The sequence below is a fragment of the Actinomadura litoris genome, from assembly GCF_009733595.1.
Lineage (GTDB): Bacteria > Actinomycetota > Actinomycetes > Streptosporangiales > Streptosporangiaceae > Spirillospora > Spirillospora litoris.
On record NZ_WOFH01000004.1, the window covers coordinates 159,634 to 174,521 of the forward strand.

General features: G+C 70.9%; 15 protein-coding genes. 9 read left to right on the plus strand and 6 right to left on the minus strand.

Annotated features, from left to right (window positions below; all coding sequences use genetic code 11):
* Positions 1-27: 27 nt before the first annotated feature.
* Positions 28-369, minus strand: a complete 342-nt coding sequence (locus GNZ18_RS12025; RefSeq protein WP_216651252.1) for an MFS transporter — start codon at positions 367-369, stop codon at positions 28-30.
* 337 nt (positions 370-706) lie between these two features.
* Between GNZ18_RS12025 and GNZ18_RS12030 the strand changes: the two genes are divergently transcribed.
* Positions 707-1,384, plus strand: a complete 678-nt coding sequence (locus GNZ18_RS12030; RefSeq protein ID WP_156216395.1) for a class I SAM-dependent methyltransferase — start codon at positions 707-709, stop codon at positions 1,382-1,384.
* A 240-nt stretch (positions 1,385-1,624) separates the two neighbouring features.
* The gene (locus GNZ18_RS12035; protein ID WP_156216396.1) at positions 1,625-2,359 is read left to right on the plus strand and encodes a DNA alkylation repair protein; all 735 of its coding nucleotides are present in this window, start codon (positions 1,625-1,627) and stop codon (positions 2,357-2,359) included.
* A 78-nt stretch (positions 2,360-2,437) separates the two neighbouring features.
* Here the strand turns inward: GNZ18_RS12035 and GNZ18_RS12040 are convergent, their stop codons facing one another.
* A complete protein-coding gene (locus tag GNZ18_RS12040) occupies positions 2,438-3,970 on the minus strand; it encodes a DUF6851 domain-containing protein (protein WP_214619485.1) in 1,533 nt (510 codons plus the stop codon).
* A gap of 568 nt (positions 3,971-4,538) precedes the next feature.
* Positions 4,539-5,561 (minus strand): aldo/keto reductase, encoded by a 1,023-nt coding sequence (locus tag GNZ18_RS12045; protein ID WP_156216397.1) that lies wholly within the window; start codon positions 5,559-5,561, stop codon positions 4,539-4,541.
* A 151-nt stretch (positions 5,562-5,712) separates the two neighbouring features.
* Here GNZ18_RS12045 and GNZ18_RS12050 point away from each other — a divergent pair, with 151 nt between their 5' ends.
* The 6 genes from GNZ18_RS12050 (at position 5,713) to GNZ18_RS12075 (ending at position 9,929) form a co-directional block, all read left to right on the plus strand.
* Positions 5,713-6,294: a TetR/AcrR family transcriptional regulator gene (locus GNZ18_RS12050; RefSeq protein WP_312874446.1), complete on the plus strand. Its 582-nt coding sequence runs from the start codon at positions 5,713-5,715 to the stop codon at positions 6,292-6,294.
* Positions 6,295-6,599: 305 nt separating this feature from the next.
* The gene (locus GNZ18_RS12055) at positions 6,600-7,088 is read left to right on the plus strand and encodes a hypothetical protein (RefSeq protein ID WP_156216398.1); all 489 of its coding nucleotides are present in this window, start codon (positions 6,600-6,602) and stop codon (positions 7,086-7,088) included.
* 93 nt (positions 7,089-7,181) lie between these two features.
* Complete coding sequence (locus tag GNZ18_RS12060) at positions 7,182-8,411, plus strand: MFS transporter (protein ID WP_156216399.1); 1,230 nt, start codon at positions 7,182-7,184, stop codon at positions 8,409-8,411.
* A 53-nt stretch (positions 8,412-8,464) separates the two neighbouring features.
* Positions 8,465-8,839, plus strand: a complete 375-nt coding sequence (locus GNZ18_RS12065) for a VOC family protein (RefSeq protein ID WP_156216400.1) — start codon at positions 8,465-8,467, stop codon at positions 8,837-8,839.
* A 160-nt stretch (positions 8,840-8,999) separates the two neighbouring features.
* On the plus strand, positions 9,000-9,497 hold the full coding sequence (locus GNZ18_RS12070) for a pyridoxamine 5'-phosphate oxidase family protein (protein ID WP_156216401.1): 498 nt from the start codon (positions 9,000-9,002) through the stop codon (positions 9,495-9,497).
* A 21-nt stretch (positions 9,498-9,518) separates the two neighbouring features.
* Positions 9,519-9,929, plus strand: a complete 411-nt coding sequence (locus GNZ18_RS12075; RefSeq protein WP_173390770.1) for a YciI family protein — start codon at positions 9,519-9,521, stop codon at positions 9,927-9,929.
* Between the two features lie 493 nt (positions 9,930-10,422).
* Here GNZ18_RS12075 and GNZ18_RS12080 read toward each other — a convergent pair whose 3' ends face one another.
* Complete coding sequence (locus GNZ18_RS12080; protein WP_156216403.1) at positions 10,423-11,709, minus strand: serine hydrolase domain-containing protein; 1,287 nt, start codon at positions 11,707-11,709, stop codon at positions 10,423-10,425.
* Between the two features lie 110 nt (positions 11,710-11,819).
* Between GNZ18_RS12080 and GNZ18_RS12085 the strand changes: the two genes are divergently transcribed.
* A complete protein-coding gene (locus GNZ18_RS12085; protein ID WP_156216404.1) occupies positions 11,820-11,972 on the plus strand; it encodes a hypothetical protein in 153 nt (50 codons plus the stop codon).
* Between the two features lie 618 nt (positions 11,973-12,590).
* Here the strand turns inward: GNZ18_RS12085 and GNZ18_RS12090 are convergent.
* Both GNZ18_RS12090 and GNZ18_RS12095 read right to left on the minus strand, forming a co-directional pair.
* Complete coding sequence (locus GNZ18_RS12090; protein WP_156216405.1) at positions 12,591-13,982, minus strand: S1 family peptidase; 1,392 nt, start codon at positions 13,980-13,982, stop codon at positions 12,591-12,593.
* A gap of 452 nt (positions 13,983-14,434) precedes the next feature.
* A complete protein-coding gene (locus GNZ18_RS12095; protein WP_156216406.1) occupies positions 14,435-14,764 on the minus strand; it encodes a hypothetical protein in 330 nt (109 codons plus the stop codon).
* Positions 14,765-14,888: the final 124 nt, after the last annotated feature.

Consider the following 14,888-nt stretch of genomic DNA (forward strand, 5'->3'; position numbering starts at 1 on the left):
AGCGCGGTCCCGACCTGCCGCGTGGTGTCATTGACCCCGCCCGCCAGCCCCGCCCAGCAGCGGACCCGCCGTCAGCGCCGTCGAGGAGATCCCCGCCCACATCCCGAGCGCCCGCGCCTGCTCGGCCCGCCCCGGATACGCCGCCGTGATCAGCGCCAGGCTCCCGGGCAGCAGCGGCGCCGCCCCCGCCCCCTGGACGACCCGCGCCGCGATCAGCGGGGCCGCGCCCGGCGCCGCCCCGCACGCCGGCGACGCCGCCCCGAACAGCCCGAACCCCGCCGGCGTCAGCCCCCGGTGCCCCACCCGGTCGCCGAGCGCGCCGCCGCCCAGCAGCAGCCCCGCGATCGCCACCGCGTAGCCGTCCACCATCCCCTGCAACCCCGGCAGGCCCGTGCCGAGCGCCCGCCCGATCCCGGCAGCGCGACGTTCACGATCGTCACGTCCAGCAGGACCAGGAACATCCCCGCGCACAGCACCACGAGCATCGCGCCCGCCGCGCCACCCATCCGGGCGCGGCGGTTCCGGTCGTCGATGTCGGAGCACCCACGCGCTCCACGGTCCACCCCGGACGTTTCACCGAGGATCGAACCGTCCCGGGGCCGCGCATTCCCCTGAAGCTCCCCGCCCTGCTGGCCGACGACGCCCGCACGCCCCGGCGGTTAGAGTCGGCCGCGAAGCCCGACGCGTGAGCACAGGGGAGAGGCGGATGGCGCCGACCGCGGCCTACGACGAGATCGCCGACTGGTACGAGCACGAGTTCCTCGGGCACGACCCCGCCGGGGACGGCGACGCGTTCGGCCTCGGCGCAGTCCTGCGCGACCTCCTCGGCGAGGGCCGCGGGCCCTGCCTGGAGATCGGATGCGGCACCGGCGTCCACGCCGCCCGCGTCCGCGCCCTCGGCTGGACGCCGTTCGGCGCCGACCTGTCCGCCGGGATGCTGCGGCACGCCCGCGGCCGCCTCCCCGCCGTGCGGGCCGACGCCGCGCGCCTCCCGCTCCGGGACGCGTCGCTCCCCGCCGTCATCGCCGTGATGGCCCACACCGACATGCCCGCCTACCCGGCGGTGGCCCGCGAGGCCGCCCGGGTCCTGCGGCCCGGGGGAGTGTTCGTGCACGTCGGCGTCCACCCCTGCTTCTGCGGCGGGTTCGCCGACCGCACCGACCCGGACGCGGTCGTCATCCGCCCCGGCTACCGCGACGGCCACTGGACCAAGGCGTCCTGGACCGACCAGGGCGTGCGCGCCAGGATCGGCGCCGTCCACCGCCCGCTGCCCGAACTCATGCACGCGTTCCTGGACGCCGGGATGACGCTCGACCGGTTCGCCGAGACCGGCGACCCCACCCCGATCGTCCTCGGCGTCAGGGCGCGCAAACCGGCCGCGTGACCGCCCCACGGGATCAGGACGCTGACTGTTTCCCATTAATTTCCGGACGGCATACCTTGGATTGTCGGCGGCGACCCGCGAACGTCGAAGAACCGCCGCCCGCCTTGACATGGAATCGGGCCCCGGAGGCCCTGAACGGGATCGGTTCGCGCCTATCCCGGCGTGAACCGTGAGACGATGGCGAGCCATATCGTCGCCTTTCGTCCCGGGCGCCGCGTGCGCGCGAAGGGAGCCTCCGGCATGACCTCCGACATCACCGCCGAGCAGTACGTGGAGAAAGTCGCGGAGCACTGCTCGGCCGAGCAGCGGGAACTCCTCCGGCGCCATTTCGGGGCCGCGGATCCCGGCACCGGCGACATCGACCTCGGCGTGCGGATGGGCAAGGTCCTCACGACCGCGCGGCCGTTCACCGCCATGCCCCTCGACGAGGTCGAGCGGCTGCTCGCCGGCCCCATCCCCGAACTGCGGGCGGGCGCGCTGCGCATCATGGGCGACAAGGCCAAGCACAAGAAGGCCACCGACGCCGAGCGCGCGGTGCTCTACGAGCTGTACATGAAGCACAAGGACAAGATCAACAGCTGGGGGCTGGTGGACATCAGCTCCCACCAGATCGTCGGCGGCTACCTGGTGGACCGGCCCCGCGACGTCCTGTACGAGATGGCCGCCTCCGACAACTGGTGGGAGCACCGCATCGCGCTCGTCAGCACGCTGGCCTTCGTCGGCCGCAAGGACGTGGACGACACCTTCCGGCTCGCCGAACTGCTGCGCGACGACGAGCACGACAAGGTCCACACCGCCGTCGGATGGCTCCTGCGCGAGGCGGGCCGGCACGACCGCCCCAGGCTGCTGAAGTTCCTGGACGCCTACGCCGCCACCTTGCCGCGGATCACCCTGCGCACCGCCATCGAGCACTTCGACAAGGAGCAGCGCGCCCACTACCTCGGCATGAAGAAGCGGCTCGCGGAAGGCGGCTGAGCGGACCCCGGTGTTCACCGGAAAGCCCGGGGCGAGAACTCGCCCCGGGCTTTCCGGCAGATCCTCGGAACGCTACGGTCAGTGGCCGACGTCGCCCTTGACGTGCCGCTGCACGAGATCGTAGGACCGGTCGCCGAACTGCTTGCCGAAGTCGGCGGACCTCAGGCACGACTGCAGGTAATGCACCCCGCCCCACACCCGGCTGTGCAGGCAGTCGTCCGCGAAGTCGGTCCAGTTGGACCAGTGCAGCTTCAGCTCCTTGGAGGGGGTGACCCCCGGCTCCACCAGCGTCCAGCCCACGGGAATGGTGATGCTGAGGTCCAGTTGGTCGTTGCCGAGGAACCGCCGGCACGCCTGCGCCTGCGCGGCGCAGACCCCCGAGGAGCCCGACGGGTACTCCGGGTGGTCGGGCATGTTCAGGTAGCTGGACCACTGGTCGGCGGGCATGTCCCTGACCGTCCCCTTGCCGGGGCCGCCCCAGGAGGTCACCCGGGAGTGGCCGTACACGTGCTGGATCGCGCTGCCCGGCCGCACCACGTCGTACTTGCGCTTGTAGTGCCACATGGCGACCGTCGAGTCGAAGACCGCCAGCGTGTTCGTCGCGAACAGGTGGATCCAGCCGTCCAGGTCCAGCTTCTTGTCATTGGCCCTGGCGGCGGCGAACACCGACCGGCTGATGCCCAGCAGCTTGTCGTCGAACAGCTCCGCCTTCACCTTCTGCTCTTCGGTGAGGCCCGCCGACACCTCAAGGATGTGGTCCACCGAGGCCTTGTAGGCCTTCTTGTTGTGGTGGTTGATGTACTCGGGCGGGGCGAGGCCGAACTGACCCGGGTCCTTGAACGTCATCGCCTTCACCCGCCCCATGTGCGCGGTGGCGAAGTGCTGGACGGTGTAGATGCCCTTGTCGCCGATCCCGGTCGTGCCGGGCGGCGGCGCGCCGAGGCGGCGGCGGTGCGGGCCCAGTTTCGGCTGCCAGTGCGAGGGGTTGATCAGCTCGTAGGCGGTGTTCACGGGCTCATAGCCGGTGTAGTCCGAGAAAGGCCGCGGGTTGTACTTGCGGCCGCCGTCGTAACCGAGCATGTTCATACCGTCATTGCGCCCATAGGCGACCGCGCCCTTTCCGGCGAGGTTGCCGATGCCGACCGGCGTGGTCGGGTCCAGGGACTCGTCGTCGGGGTTCAGCCCCACGAACAGCAGCAGGCTCCGGAAGCCCGACCGCTCGGGCACCACGCCCTTGAGCAACTGCCAGGAGGCGTGCAGGGCGGCGATGTTCTTGTTCCGGTTGGTGTTCGACTCGCTGGAAGGGCGGCGGGGGATTCGGGTGATGATGCCGACCGCGGTCGGGTGGTAGGGCGCCGCCGCGTCGAACCAGGCGGTCTGGTTCAGGTGACTGGCCCACTCCACCAGCGTCACGTCCATGGGGGCGAACACGTCCGGGTTCGACCGCGAGTCCTGCGAGTCGAGCAGGTCCCGGATGAAGTTGCCCTTGTCGAAGTCGAAATTCTCCGCCCGCGCCCGCAGCGCGGACTGGGCGCTGGCCGTCTGGGTGGTGCCCAGGGTGACCAGCGCGGCACTGCCGAGCCCGCCGAGCAGCAGCGACCTGCGTCGCATTGCGAAGTTCTGATCGGGAAAACGTCCGGATGCGGTCATGATGCGTCCTCTCGTCGGCTTACCAGGCAAGCCGCCGTTGTTCAGTCGGCCGGGCCGGGGGATACGGTCGATTGGTGCGAGGTCGTTCGCGGGCAGGCCACTCTAAGGAAATGTGTTCGTTGAATTACCGGGCGTCCGCCGCGGCGCTGGAAAGATTCTTCTGCTGGGGGGTGGAAATTTTTGCAGGCGGACGGTATATGGCACAGCCGGGGTGGTCGAAGCGATTAGGCCGAAGCCAATTTTTTTGAATGATGGCGGCGATCGCCACGACACGCAAGACGTCGGTGAACGCCGCTCCCGCCCGTCCGGGAGTTCCGCGCCCGACCGGGCCGCGGCCCGGCGGGGGCCCCACTCGGGGCCCCGGGCACTTTCGCCAGGTGAGCCCGGGGGTCCGACGTCGCGTGCAACGTGCCAAATCCCTCCGCTCCGCCCGCGGAGAGCGGCCGCGAGGCCTGTTCTGGCCATGTCCAAAGACAGCACTCTGGAGGATGCGGCACGCCCCTCACCGGCCGAATCCCCGGCGAGACCGCTACCGGGACCTCCGCAGGGACGGGTCGAGGAGCGAGGGCGGGGTGTCGTGCTTCTCCTGCGGGGCGAGGTCGAGGCCGGGCGCGACGATCGCGTCGACCGCGTCCAGGACGTCGCCGGAGAGCACGACGTCGGCGGCGGCGAGCTGCGAGCGCAGGTGCTCGGGCGTCCGGGGGCCGATGAGCGCGCTCGTCACGGCGGGATGCGCGGTCACGAACCCGAGCGCGAGCTGGATCATCGTCAGCCCCGCCTGGCCGGCGACCCCGGCGAGCCGTTCGACGGCCGCCAGCTTGGCCCGGTTGGACGGGACGGAGACGTCGAAGCGCGCCGGCATGAACCTCGACCGGTTCGTGGTGACCTCCCGGCCCTCGCGGACCGCGCCCGACAGCCACCCCGAGGCCAGCGGGCTCCACACCAGCACGCCGAGGCCGTACTCCTGCGCCACGGGCAGGACGTGCGCCTCGGCGCCGCGCTGCAGAACCGAGTAGCCCGGCTGCTCGGTCGCGTACCGGCCCAGGTGGTGCTCGCGCGCCGCCCACTGCGCCTGGACGATGCGGTAGGCCGGGAACGTCGAGGACCCGAAGTAGCGGATCTTCCCCGCGCGCCGCAGGTCGGTCAGCGCCGACAGCGTCTCCTCGTCGGCGGTCGCGGGGTCCCAGCGGTGGATCTGGTAGAGGTCGACGTGGTCGACGCCCAGCCGGCGCAGGCTGCCCTCCAGCGCGGTGACCAGCCAGCGGCGCGAGCCGCCCCGGTGGCCGCGCTCCTCGCCCATCGGCAGGCCCGCCTTCGTCGCCAGCACGACGTCGTCGCGCCGTCCGGCGATGGCCCTGCCGACCATCGTCTCGGACTCGCCGCCGCCGTAGTGGTCGGCGGTGTCGATGAGGTTGACGCCGCCCTCCAGCGCGGCGTCCACGATCGCGGTGGCCTCGTCCTGGGTGGTGCGCCCGATCGGGCCGAAGTTCATCGCGCCGAGCGCGAGGGCGCTGACCTGCACGCCGGTGCGGCCCAAGGTGCGGTACTGCATGCTCGTGCTCCTCCGTGAGGGGGGTGTGCGGACGGGTTGGTCGCCGGGCCGCCGCTCTGGCATCATGAGCACAAGCGGAACCGTGTCCCGTTTCGGACGATACGGAACGCTGTCCCGTTTAGCAACCCCGGGCATCGGAGGGAGTGGCGCGGTGAACGAGGCGAGCCAGGGGGAGGCGCGCCCCAAGCGGGCCGACGCGCGGCGCAACGAGCAGGCCCTGCTCGACGCGGCCGCCGCGGTCTTCGTCAGGTCCGGGGTGGAGGCGCCGGTGCGCGATATCGCGGCCGAGGCCGGCGTCGGAACGGCCACGATCTACCGCCATTTCCCGACCCGGTCGGATCTGATCATCGCGGTCTACCGGCACCAGGTCGACGCCTGCGCCGAGGCCGGACCCGCCCTATCGGCGGAGAACGCCTCGCCTTTTTCCGCGCTGCGGCGCTGGATCGACCGGTTCGTCGACTTCCTCGTCACCAAACACGGGCTCGCCGCCGTCCTGCAACCCGACAACACCGGCTTCGACGCCCTGCACGCCTACTTCCTCGACCGCCTCGTGCCCGTGTGCGCCGACCTGCTCGCCGCCGCGTCCGCGTCCGGCGAGACCCGCTCCGAGGTGGGCGCCTACGAGCTGATGCGCGCCGTCGGGAACCTGTGCATCGGCGCCGGCGGCGACCCCCGCTACGACGCGCGCCGGGTCGTCGGCCTCCTCGTCACCGGGCTGCGCCACCCGGCGTGAGAGGGCCGGTTTCCGGACGCCTTCCGGACCCTTCCGAAAAGGGCCGCCCAGGGAATCCTCCGCCTTTGTGGAACGGACCACCCGAATAGATCGACCTCAATTCCGGGCGATCTGGCGTCCGCAACGGGATTTGCGGACCCAAAGGGCACGGAGCGGTTCGTAAAGCCAGAGCAAAAGGGCAATCGCTCGGTTGATCGGACGTGGGCGAGCGCAGAGAATCTGGGTGCGCATCACGTGGGAACCCAGCCCCACGGAGCGGCGCGGATCTCCCCGCGAACGATCTGCGGACCGAGAGAGGAGTCCCGATGACCGCCGAGACCCAGCACGCGACCCACGCCGGCGCGGTGGACGCCGCACAGGAGGCCATGGGCTGCACGGCCTACTCCTGGTCGCCCGAGGTGCACGACCTCTACGGCGACCCCGAGACGATCATCCGCAAGATGGACGGCATGGACATGGAGCTCGCCGACCGGCGCATCTTCGTCCTGCTCACCGAGAGCGCGAACGGAGCCGACATCCGCTTCTTCGAGCGCGTCGGCGACGGCGAGTACGTCGTGTCGACGTGGTCGGGCGACGCGGCGGCCGGCCTGGTCGGACGGCTCGCCGACACCATCCTCGGCAACAAGGGCGTCCACTGCGTGGGCGAGCAGGTCCGGGCGATGCTCTCGGAGTACGACCTTGAGCCGATCGGCACCGTCCCGGCGCCCGCCAACGCGCGCGCGGCGTTCGCGCACACCGTCCGCGGCCACGGCGAGGGCACCTTCACCCGCGCCACCGCCGCGCTCCTCTGCTGACACCCCGCACGGCAAGGCCCAGTCACCGGGCTCCGGTGGCTGGGCCTCTGCTCGCGCCGGCCCACCGCACGCCGTACCCGGGGGAGACCGCAGATGAGAGTTCGAGGGTTCTTCGGCGTGTGGCTCACCGCCGCGGGCGGGAACCTGGGCGACGGCCTCGCCCTCGCCGTCTTCCCCCTGCTGGCCACCCGCCTCACCGACGCGCCCGCCCTGGTCGCCGGGGCCACGCTCGCGCGCACCCTGCCCTACGCCGCCGCGCCCCTGGTCGCGGGCGCCCTCGTCGACCGGACGAACCGACGGCTCCTCATCCTCGGCGCCAACCTCGCCCGCGGCGCGGCGGCCCTCGCGCTGTGCGCCGCGCTGCTGACCGACCTCGGCTCGCTCGGCGCCCTGTACGCCGCCGCGTTCCTGATCGGCCTCGGCGAGACCTTCGCCGACATCGGCACGAGCGCGCTCGTCCCCGCCGTCGTCGGCCGCGACCGCCTCGACCAGGCCAACTCCTGGCTCCAGGGCACCGAGTCGACCCTCAACGAGTTCGTCGGCCCGCCCATCGGCGGCGCGCTGATCCTCGGCGGCACGGCCCTCGCCGCCGGCGGCATCGCCGGCGCCTACCTCCTCGCCGCCGCCGGGATGCTGCTGCTGCGCGGGGCGTACCGTCCGGCGAGATCCGCGCCCGCCACGGTGCGCGCCGACATCGCCGACGGCCTCAGGTTCCTGTGGAACCACCGCGTCATGCGCACGCTCGCGCTGATGGTGACGGTGATGGCCGCGTGCTGGAGCGCGTGGATGGCGGTGCTCGTCCTGTACGTGGTCGCGCCCGGGCCGGTCGGCCTCAACTCCGTCGGCTACGGCGCCCTGCTCAGCGCCCTGGCGGTCGGCGGTGTCGCGGGCAGCTTCCTGACCGTCCTCGTCCGGCGCGGCCTCGGCCTCCGGTGGGTCCTCGGCGGGGACGTCGTCACCAGCGTCGTCCTCCTCGGCGCGCCCGCCCTGACCGCCGACCCCTGGATCATCGGCTGCGCCACCTTCGTCGGCGGCCTCGGCAGCGGCATGTGGAATGTCACCGTCCGGACCCTGCGCCAGCGGCTCACCCCCGACGAACTGCTCGGACGCGTCGGGGGCGCGAGCCGCACGCTCGGCTGGGGCGCGGTCCCGCTCGGCGCCGCCCTCGCCGGACTCGTCGCCGAGACCACCGGCCCGCGCCTGGTCTTCGCCCTGGCCGCCGCCGGCACCGCGCTGATGATCGTCCCGGTGTTCCGCGTCCTCACGCCGTCCGCCCTGGCCGACCACGAACCCGCGCCCCGTCCGACCGCCGCCGTCGACTAGCCCGCCCGCTCCCGCATGACCGCCTCGTGACGCCGCCCCGTAGGATGTCGATCATGGCTTCGCGTATTTCCGAGCTGGTGCTCGACTGCCGGGACCCGCAGCGTCTCGCGACGTTCTGGTGCGCGGTGCTCGACTTCGTCGTGCTCCACACCGACGAGGACGGCTCGGTGGAGATCGGACCCCGGGAGGGGTTCGGCGGTCTGCAGCCGACCCTGATCCTCAGCCCCAGCACCGACCCCAGGGTCGCCAAACTGCCGCTGCACATCGACGTGAACGCCACCGACCGCGACCAGGACGCCGAACTCGAACGCCTCCTGGCGCTGGGCGCGCGCCCGGTCGACATCGGCCAGACCGGCGAGGAGTCCTGGCACTGCCTGGCCGACCCCGAGGGCAACGAGTTCTGCCTACTCCGGGCCCGCCTGAGCTGAGCCCGGATCGGTGGCCGGCGGCGATCCACATCACGTGGCGCAGGCCGGAACCGAAAGTTCTTTCAGATCGGTTCGTCCGAGGTGTCGAGAAGACGGCATCGGCTCCGTCCCTGGGGCACGAGTGGCCACCACGGCCATGTGAGCAACAGGGAGACCGACCATGCACCCGAACGAGATCGCCGAGATCCTCGACCGCCCGCACAGCCGGGAACTGCTGGCCCGCGACGTGACCCGCCTGGCCTACGTCGCCCAGGACGGAACGCCGCGCTCGATCCCGATCTCGTTCACCTGGAACGGCTCCGAGATCGTCATGTGCACGACCAAGAACGCGCCGAAGCTCCCCGCCCTGCGCAGCAATCCCGCGGTCGCCCTGACAATCGACACCGAGGTGCACCCGCCGAAGATCCTGCTGCTCCGCGGCCAGGCCGAACTGGACGTCGTCGACGGCATCCCGGACGAGTTCCTCCAGATCAACGGCTCCTACGAGATGACGCCCGAGCAGCGGGCCGCCTGGGAGGCCGAGGTCCGTTCGCTCTACGACGGCATGGTCCGGATCGTCGTGACCCCCACCTGGGTGAAGCTGATCGACTTCGAGACGACCCTCCCCAGCGCGGTCGAGGAACTCGTCCGGCAGCGGGCCGAACGTCAGAACGCCTGACCGCGCACTCACAAGGGAACCCTGATGAAGTATCTGATCCTGAAGCACTACCAGGGCGGTCCGCCTCCCGCCGTCGAGCACGACTCGATGGACCGGTGGACGCCGCAAGAAGTCGACGCGCACATCCAGTACATGCGCGAGTTCGGCGCCCGTCTCCAGGAGCGGGGCGAGTTCGTCGACACCCGGGCCCTGACGCCCGAAGGCACGTTCGTACGCTACGACGGCCAGGGGCGCCCACCGGTGACCGACGGCCCGTTCGCCGAGACCAAGGACCTCATCGCCGGCTGGTACATCATCGACGTGGACTCCTGGGACCGCGCACTTGAGGTGGCCGGGGAACTGTCGGCAGCCCCAGGCCCCGGCGGCGAGCCCCTCCACGAATGGCTGGAAGTCCGCCCCTTCCTGGCCGACACTCCCGCAGCCCCCAACTGAGACCGATCCCCGAAGTGCGCGGTGTCCTCGTCCGCCGCGAAGCCGACGAGGACACCGCCCAGAAGGCCCCCAACACAGGTGATCGCACGTCTGATCGTTGGTCAGACGACCTACCTGACACTCACCGGCTGCGCAATGCAGGGTGGGGGGAGTGAGCGGCCGTGCGCATTCGCAGTGGTCGGAGGCCAGATCGCCATCGCCTGGCTCCGCGTCGGCTCTCTCACCCCTTGGACAGGGTGTCCTACCCGGGCGTCGTCGAGGCCGGTGCCGCTCTCAGACACGGGTTGAGCAGCATGGACCAAGGGCCCTGGCCATGCGCGGACGGGGGCATCGCTGATCGCCACCTACAGAAGGGGGAGACGCGGCCGATGAGGAGATCGACGACGCGCTCCCCGTGCGGACCAAGCGGCTGCCGGAGCTCTCGCCGCGGCGCAGCCCAAGGCTGACCGTCTCCGAGGGGCCGTCAGATTCTTCCCCGCATCCATTCGCATGCTCAGACTTCGATTCGTCCGGACGCGCGAACGTCGGCCCGGCCCGTGTGCAGGTAACGCGCACGGCCCTCGCCGTCGTCTCCCAGAAACGCGACGGGTCCGTGGCCAGGCTCGGCGGGCAGCAGGGAGTCGCCCCGCCAGCCGAGCAGCTCCGTGCGGTACGGCTTGTTGCCGGCCTTCACCGCGAGGCCGAGGGGGATCTGCTCCAGCCACAGCCGTCCCCGATCGTCCGGGCTCACCGTGGTCCGGCTCGTGCTCGACAGGTAGACGCCCGCGCAGCGCCTGACGTCCGGGCGCGCCGCCGGGTCGGGGACGGGTTCGGCGGGCGACTCGACGACCATGCCGAGGATCTCCTTCATCAGCGGCTTGCGGTCGCCGCCGTTGGTGAGGATCGCCACCGACACCTCGCGGCCGGGGTCGACCCGCAGGACGGCCGACTGCCCGATGGTGTTGCCGTTGTGGCCGAACACCGGGCCGCCCGGCAGGTCGTAGAGCTCCCAGCCCAGGCCCCAGGCCGTCCCCCAGCCGATGTCTGGCAGGGCGACCTGCGGCTCCCGCATGGCCCGCAGTCCCTCGTCGGCGAGATGCGCACGGGCGAAGGCCAGCAGGTCGCGGGGGGTCATGGCGAGCATCGACCCGGCGGGTGCTTCCGAGCGCGGCATCGCCCAGACCGGGACGGGGCGCCCGCCCAGGTGCCCGACCGCCGCGCGATGGAGGATCGCCTCGTACGGATCGCTCGACGCGTGCGTCATGCCCAGGGGTGTGAACAGGTGGTCGCGCATGCACCGGTCGAACGGCTCGCCCCGCACGGCCTCGACGATCCGGCCGAGGACGCAGTAGCCCGCGTTGTTGTAGGAGAACATCGCCCCGGGCTCGAAGATCTGCGGTACGTCCGCAAGCAGTTCCACATACCTCTCCAGGCAGTCGTCGCCCTTGCCCGTGTCGGTGAACAGGTCCCCCTCGAACCCGGCCGTGTGGCACAGCAGCTGCCGGACGGTCGCCTCCCGAAACCCGGGAAGGTATCTGTCCACCGGCGCGTCGAGCTCCACCAGCCCCTCGGCGACGAGCCCCATCACCAGCGTCGCCGTCAGCACCTTGGTGACCGACCCGATCTGGAACACCGAGTCGACCGTCGCCTCCACCCCCGTCGCCGTGCTCAGCACCCCCGCCGCCGCCTCGGCGACCCGCCCCCCGGCATCGACGGCGACCGCCACCCCCGGTACCCCGTGCTCCTCCGCCAGCCCCGGCAGCCGCTCCCGCAGCCACCCCCCGATGTCATCGATCTCCATTCCCCTTCACCCCACCGTAGACAGCCACGCCGACACCGAGTCTGCTCGGCGGCGTTCAGGGAACGCAGTCCGCCGGGCAGATCGGGGAGTCGGAAGAGTAGCCGCCCACCATGGCGACGTCGTGCCGCAGGAACAGCGACAGCGGAGCCGTCGCCCGGACGGCGGCGACCGCGCTGATCGAGAAGGTCGAGCCCCTGCTGACCGCCGAGCTGAACGGGCTGCTGGTGCACGACGCTGCACATGCCCCCGGCTGGCGTGGCTGACCAAGCCGCCGACCGCGAGCGAGTCCGTTCCTGCGTGGCCTGGACGCTTGTCGGCTGGACGTGTCGATGATCCCAGCCGAGCGCCGCCGGTTTACGGCCTCTGTGGGACGCCGCTCGACCGACCAGGCGATGCAGCGCCCCGACCCGCGGCGGTGATACCCGATCCTGCTGACGCCGCCGGCCCAGTCGCCGTGCTGGACGACGTCGTCACCCTGTTCGACCACGCGGTGTCGGCGCGCGAGTCGCGGACCAGATCAGGACCGACGCTGAGTTGACCGAACGGGCCAAGCAGGGGAGGCCCGGCAGCCGCTGATGACCGAGATCCCTGCCGGTGCTGACCGAACCGTCCACCGCGGGCGCGCGGCAGCGCGGTAGGGGCACGGAGAAGATCACGGGCCGCGCCCCCGGCCATCCGGTGCCGGATCGGCGAGCAAGTCCGACTTCACGGTACCGGCGGCCGGCACGACGACATCCCATTGAGGACCAGCCTCCTGGCCGAACCACAATGGAATGCCGCCGGACCGCGTGCTACGTGATCACATTCTCCGTGAGGTCTCTTACGTGACGCCAGGAAGGAACGGCACACTAAGAGCACCATGTGATGGGGTGCGTGGCGTCCTACTTGGTGAAGACCTTGTAGTCGGTCCTGTCCCGGAGAATGCGGATCGTGGTGAACACCGTGCCGGTAGGCCCTCCGCCGCTGAGAGTGCCGTAGGCTTTGCCACCGTAGTAGAAGGGTCCGCCGCTGTCACCGCCCGCCGCAATCAGCTTCCCGGTCCGGACCTGCTTGCCCACCGTGACGCCGTCGGTGAATTCCACGGTGAGTTCAACCGCATTGATGGTGTCGCATTTCTCATTGCTGGTCAGGCCGTAGTGGCAGACCCGGATGCCGACCCGGGGGGTGTTCTCCGAGGTCGCGTAGCGCTTCTGGGTGTGGGTGAAGTAGAAGGTCCGGGTGACGGCGTACGAACCTGCGGTGTTGATGGCGAAGTCACCGTACTTGCCCCGGTGGTACCACACGTTGCCGACCTCGGTTCCCCCGCTGTCGTTGCCGTGGTTGCGGTAGGACTCGGTGCCCGGGCCCAGGCAGTGCTGGGCGGTGGAGGTCCGGTAGAGCGCGGGCCCGGAGACGGCCCTCTCCAGGTTGAAACCGGTGGTGCAGTTACCGTTCAGGTGCCCGCCTCCCCGAATGTAGCCGTCCATTGGTCGTGTCCGGACATCGCCGGCGATGACGACCTTCGCGCTGACTCCCTCGCCGCGGAGCGCGGGAAGCCCGTTCAGCTCCTTTTCGAGGGCGCTGTCATGCTTGACGCCGGGCTTGAGCTGCGCGCTGACGTCGATCACGCCCGACCGGGCATCGGGGCTGGCCGTGACCGCCGCGACGGCCGGGTGGTCGCTCACCTTCTGGTGCACCCGCTCGGACTCCGCCGCTATCTCGGCCTGGTTGTAACCGAGGTCACCGCTGATCGTCGTCTTCACCGGCAGTGCCTTGGCGTCCTCGACGGCCGCCGCCGGGATCTCTCCCTTGAAACCGAACCATGCCCATGAGCCGTCCTCGGCTTTGACGGCACCGGAGAAGAGGTCCGGATAGTCGGCCTCGAACTTGTCGGCGATGTCACTGAATCTGCTCTGCCAGCCCTGCGCGTCGATGGTTTCGGCCAGGTTCTTGCCGTCGTCATTGGCGATCAGGTTCAGGTCATGGATTTCCGCGGCGGTCAGATCGTCGATGGTGACCTCTGGGATGTCGACCCGCCCATCGGGTTCATCGGCCTTGGTCAGCTTGGGCGCCGCGCGGGCAACGTAGTCGTCGATCGCCTGCTTGAGGGGAATCCCCCTCTGCTCCGCGTCAGCTTTTATCTGGTCGAGGGTGGGGCGGTGGATCGGCTGCTGGTCGGCCAGCACGATCTCGGATTCGGAGGGCTCGCCGGGTAGGGCCATCGCCGACGTCATGGGCATGAGCGCGGCGGCGGTCACCGCCGCTGCGGCGAGCGTTATGGGGACGATGGTCAAGCGACGCATGCTCGGTATTTCCTTTCGAGGGGGCCGGGAGGATGAGATCGAGAGGGGAAACGGACGGGATTGGGGGCCCGGCGCGCACGAGATATGGCCGGTGATGCCGATGCGCGAGCGCCCGCCGCGCGAGCAGTGTTGTCGTCAGGTGTTCATCGCCACCGTTCTGCTGGATCGTCGGACTCGGGGTTGGAGTCGAGGCAGGCGAACGCCACCACGACCGCCGCCAATGCAAACGATCTTGCTCTAGATGATCTTGGCAAGCCATCGCGGGAAAAACAAGGGGATGATCATGAACGAGGCCCCTGCGAATGACCGCGCGCGGTTCTGGAGCGTCCCGGACGAGCTGCCAGCCCGGGCTCGCGAAGCGGTACCGGAGGTGGGCCGGCGTGCAGCTTCACTGGCCGGCCCTGGGCATGGTCGGGGGCCCGGCACTCCTTGCGGCTCCCGGACTAGTGATCGGTTGAGCCCCACCCGGCCGCGCGCAGACCTGGCAGCGGTGCTTCGGCCAGAAGCCGAGGTCCCCGTCCGGCATCGCCCGCCTGATCGGCGGCCGCACCGGCGGTCCGCTGTTCTTGGCCGACCGGCGGCCTGCCCCGGCCAGCGCACGCGCGGCCGCCGGCCTGTGCCCACCCGCTGGCCAGCGCCGACTGGCGTAAGGGCGCGCGGAGTGCCTGTTCCAGCAGGACACCGAACAGCGCGACCCGCACCGGAGCGGATGCACACTCCACCGGCTCCGACACCCGCGCGCCCGCAACCACCGTCAGCAGCGGGTCCAGCATTGCCCGCTGCTCAACAACCTGCACAACGAGTCCCACAACCGCTGGCCGGCCGCCTCCGGCACCGAGCCCACCAGCCAGGCCAGCATCCACGCCCGCGCGTCCATGCAGGCCCTGGCGTCCCAGC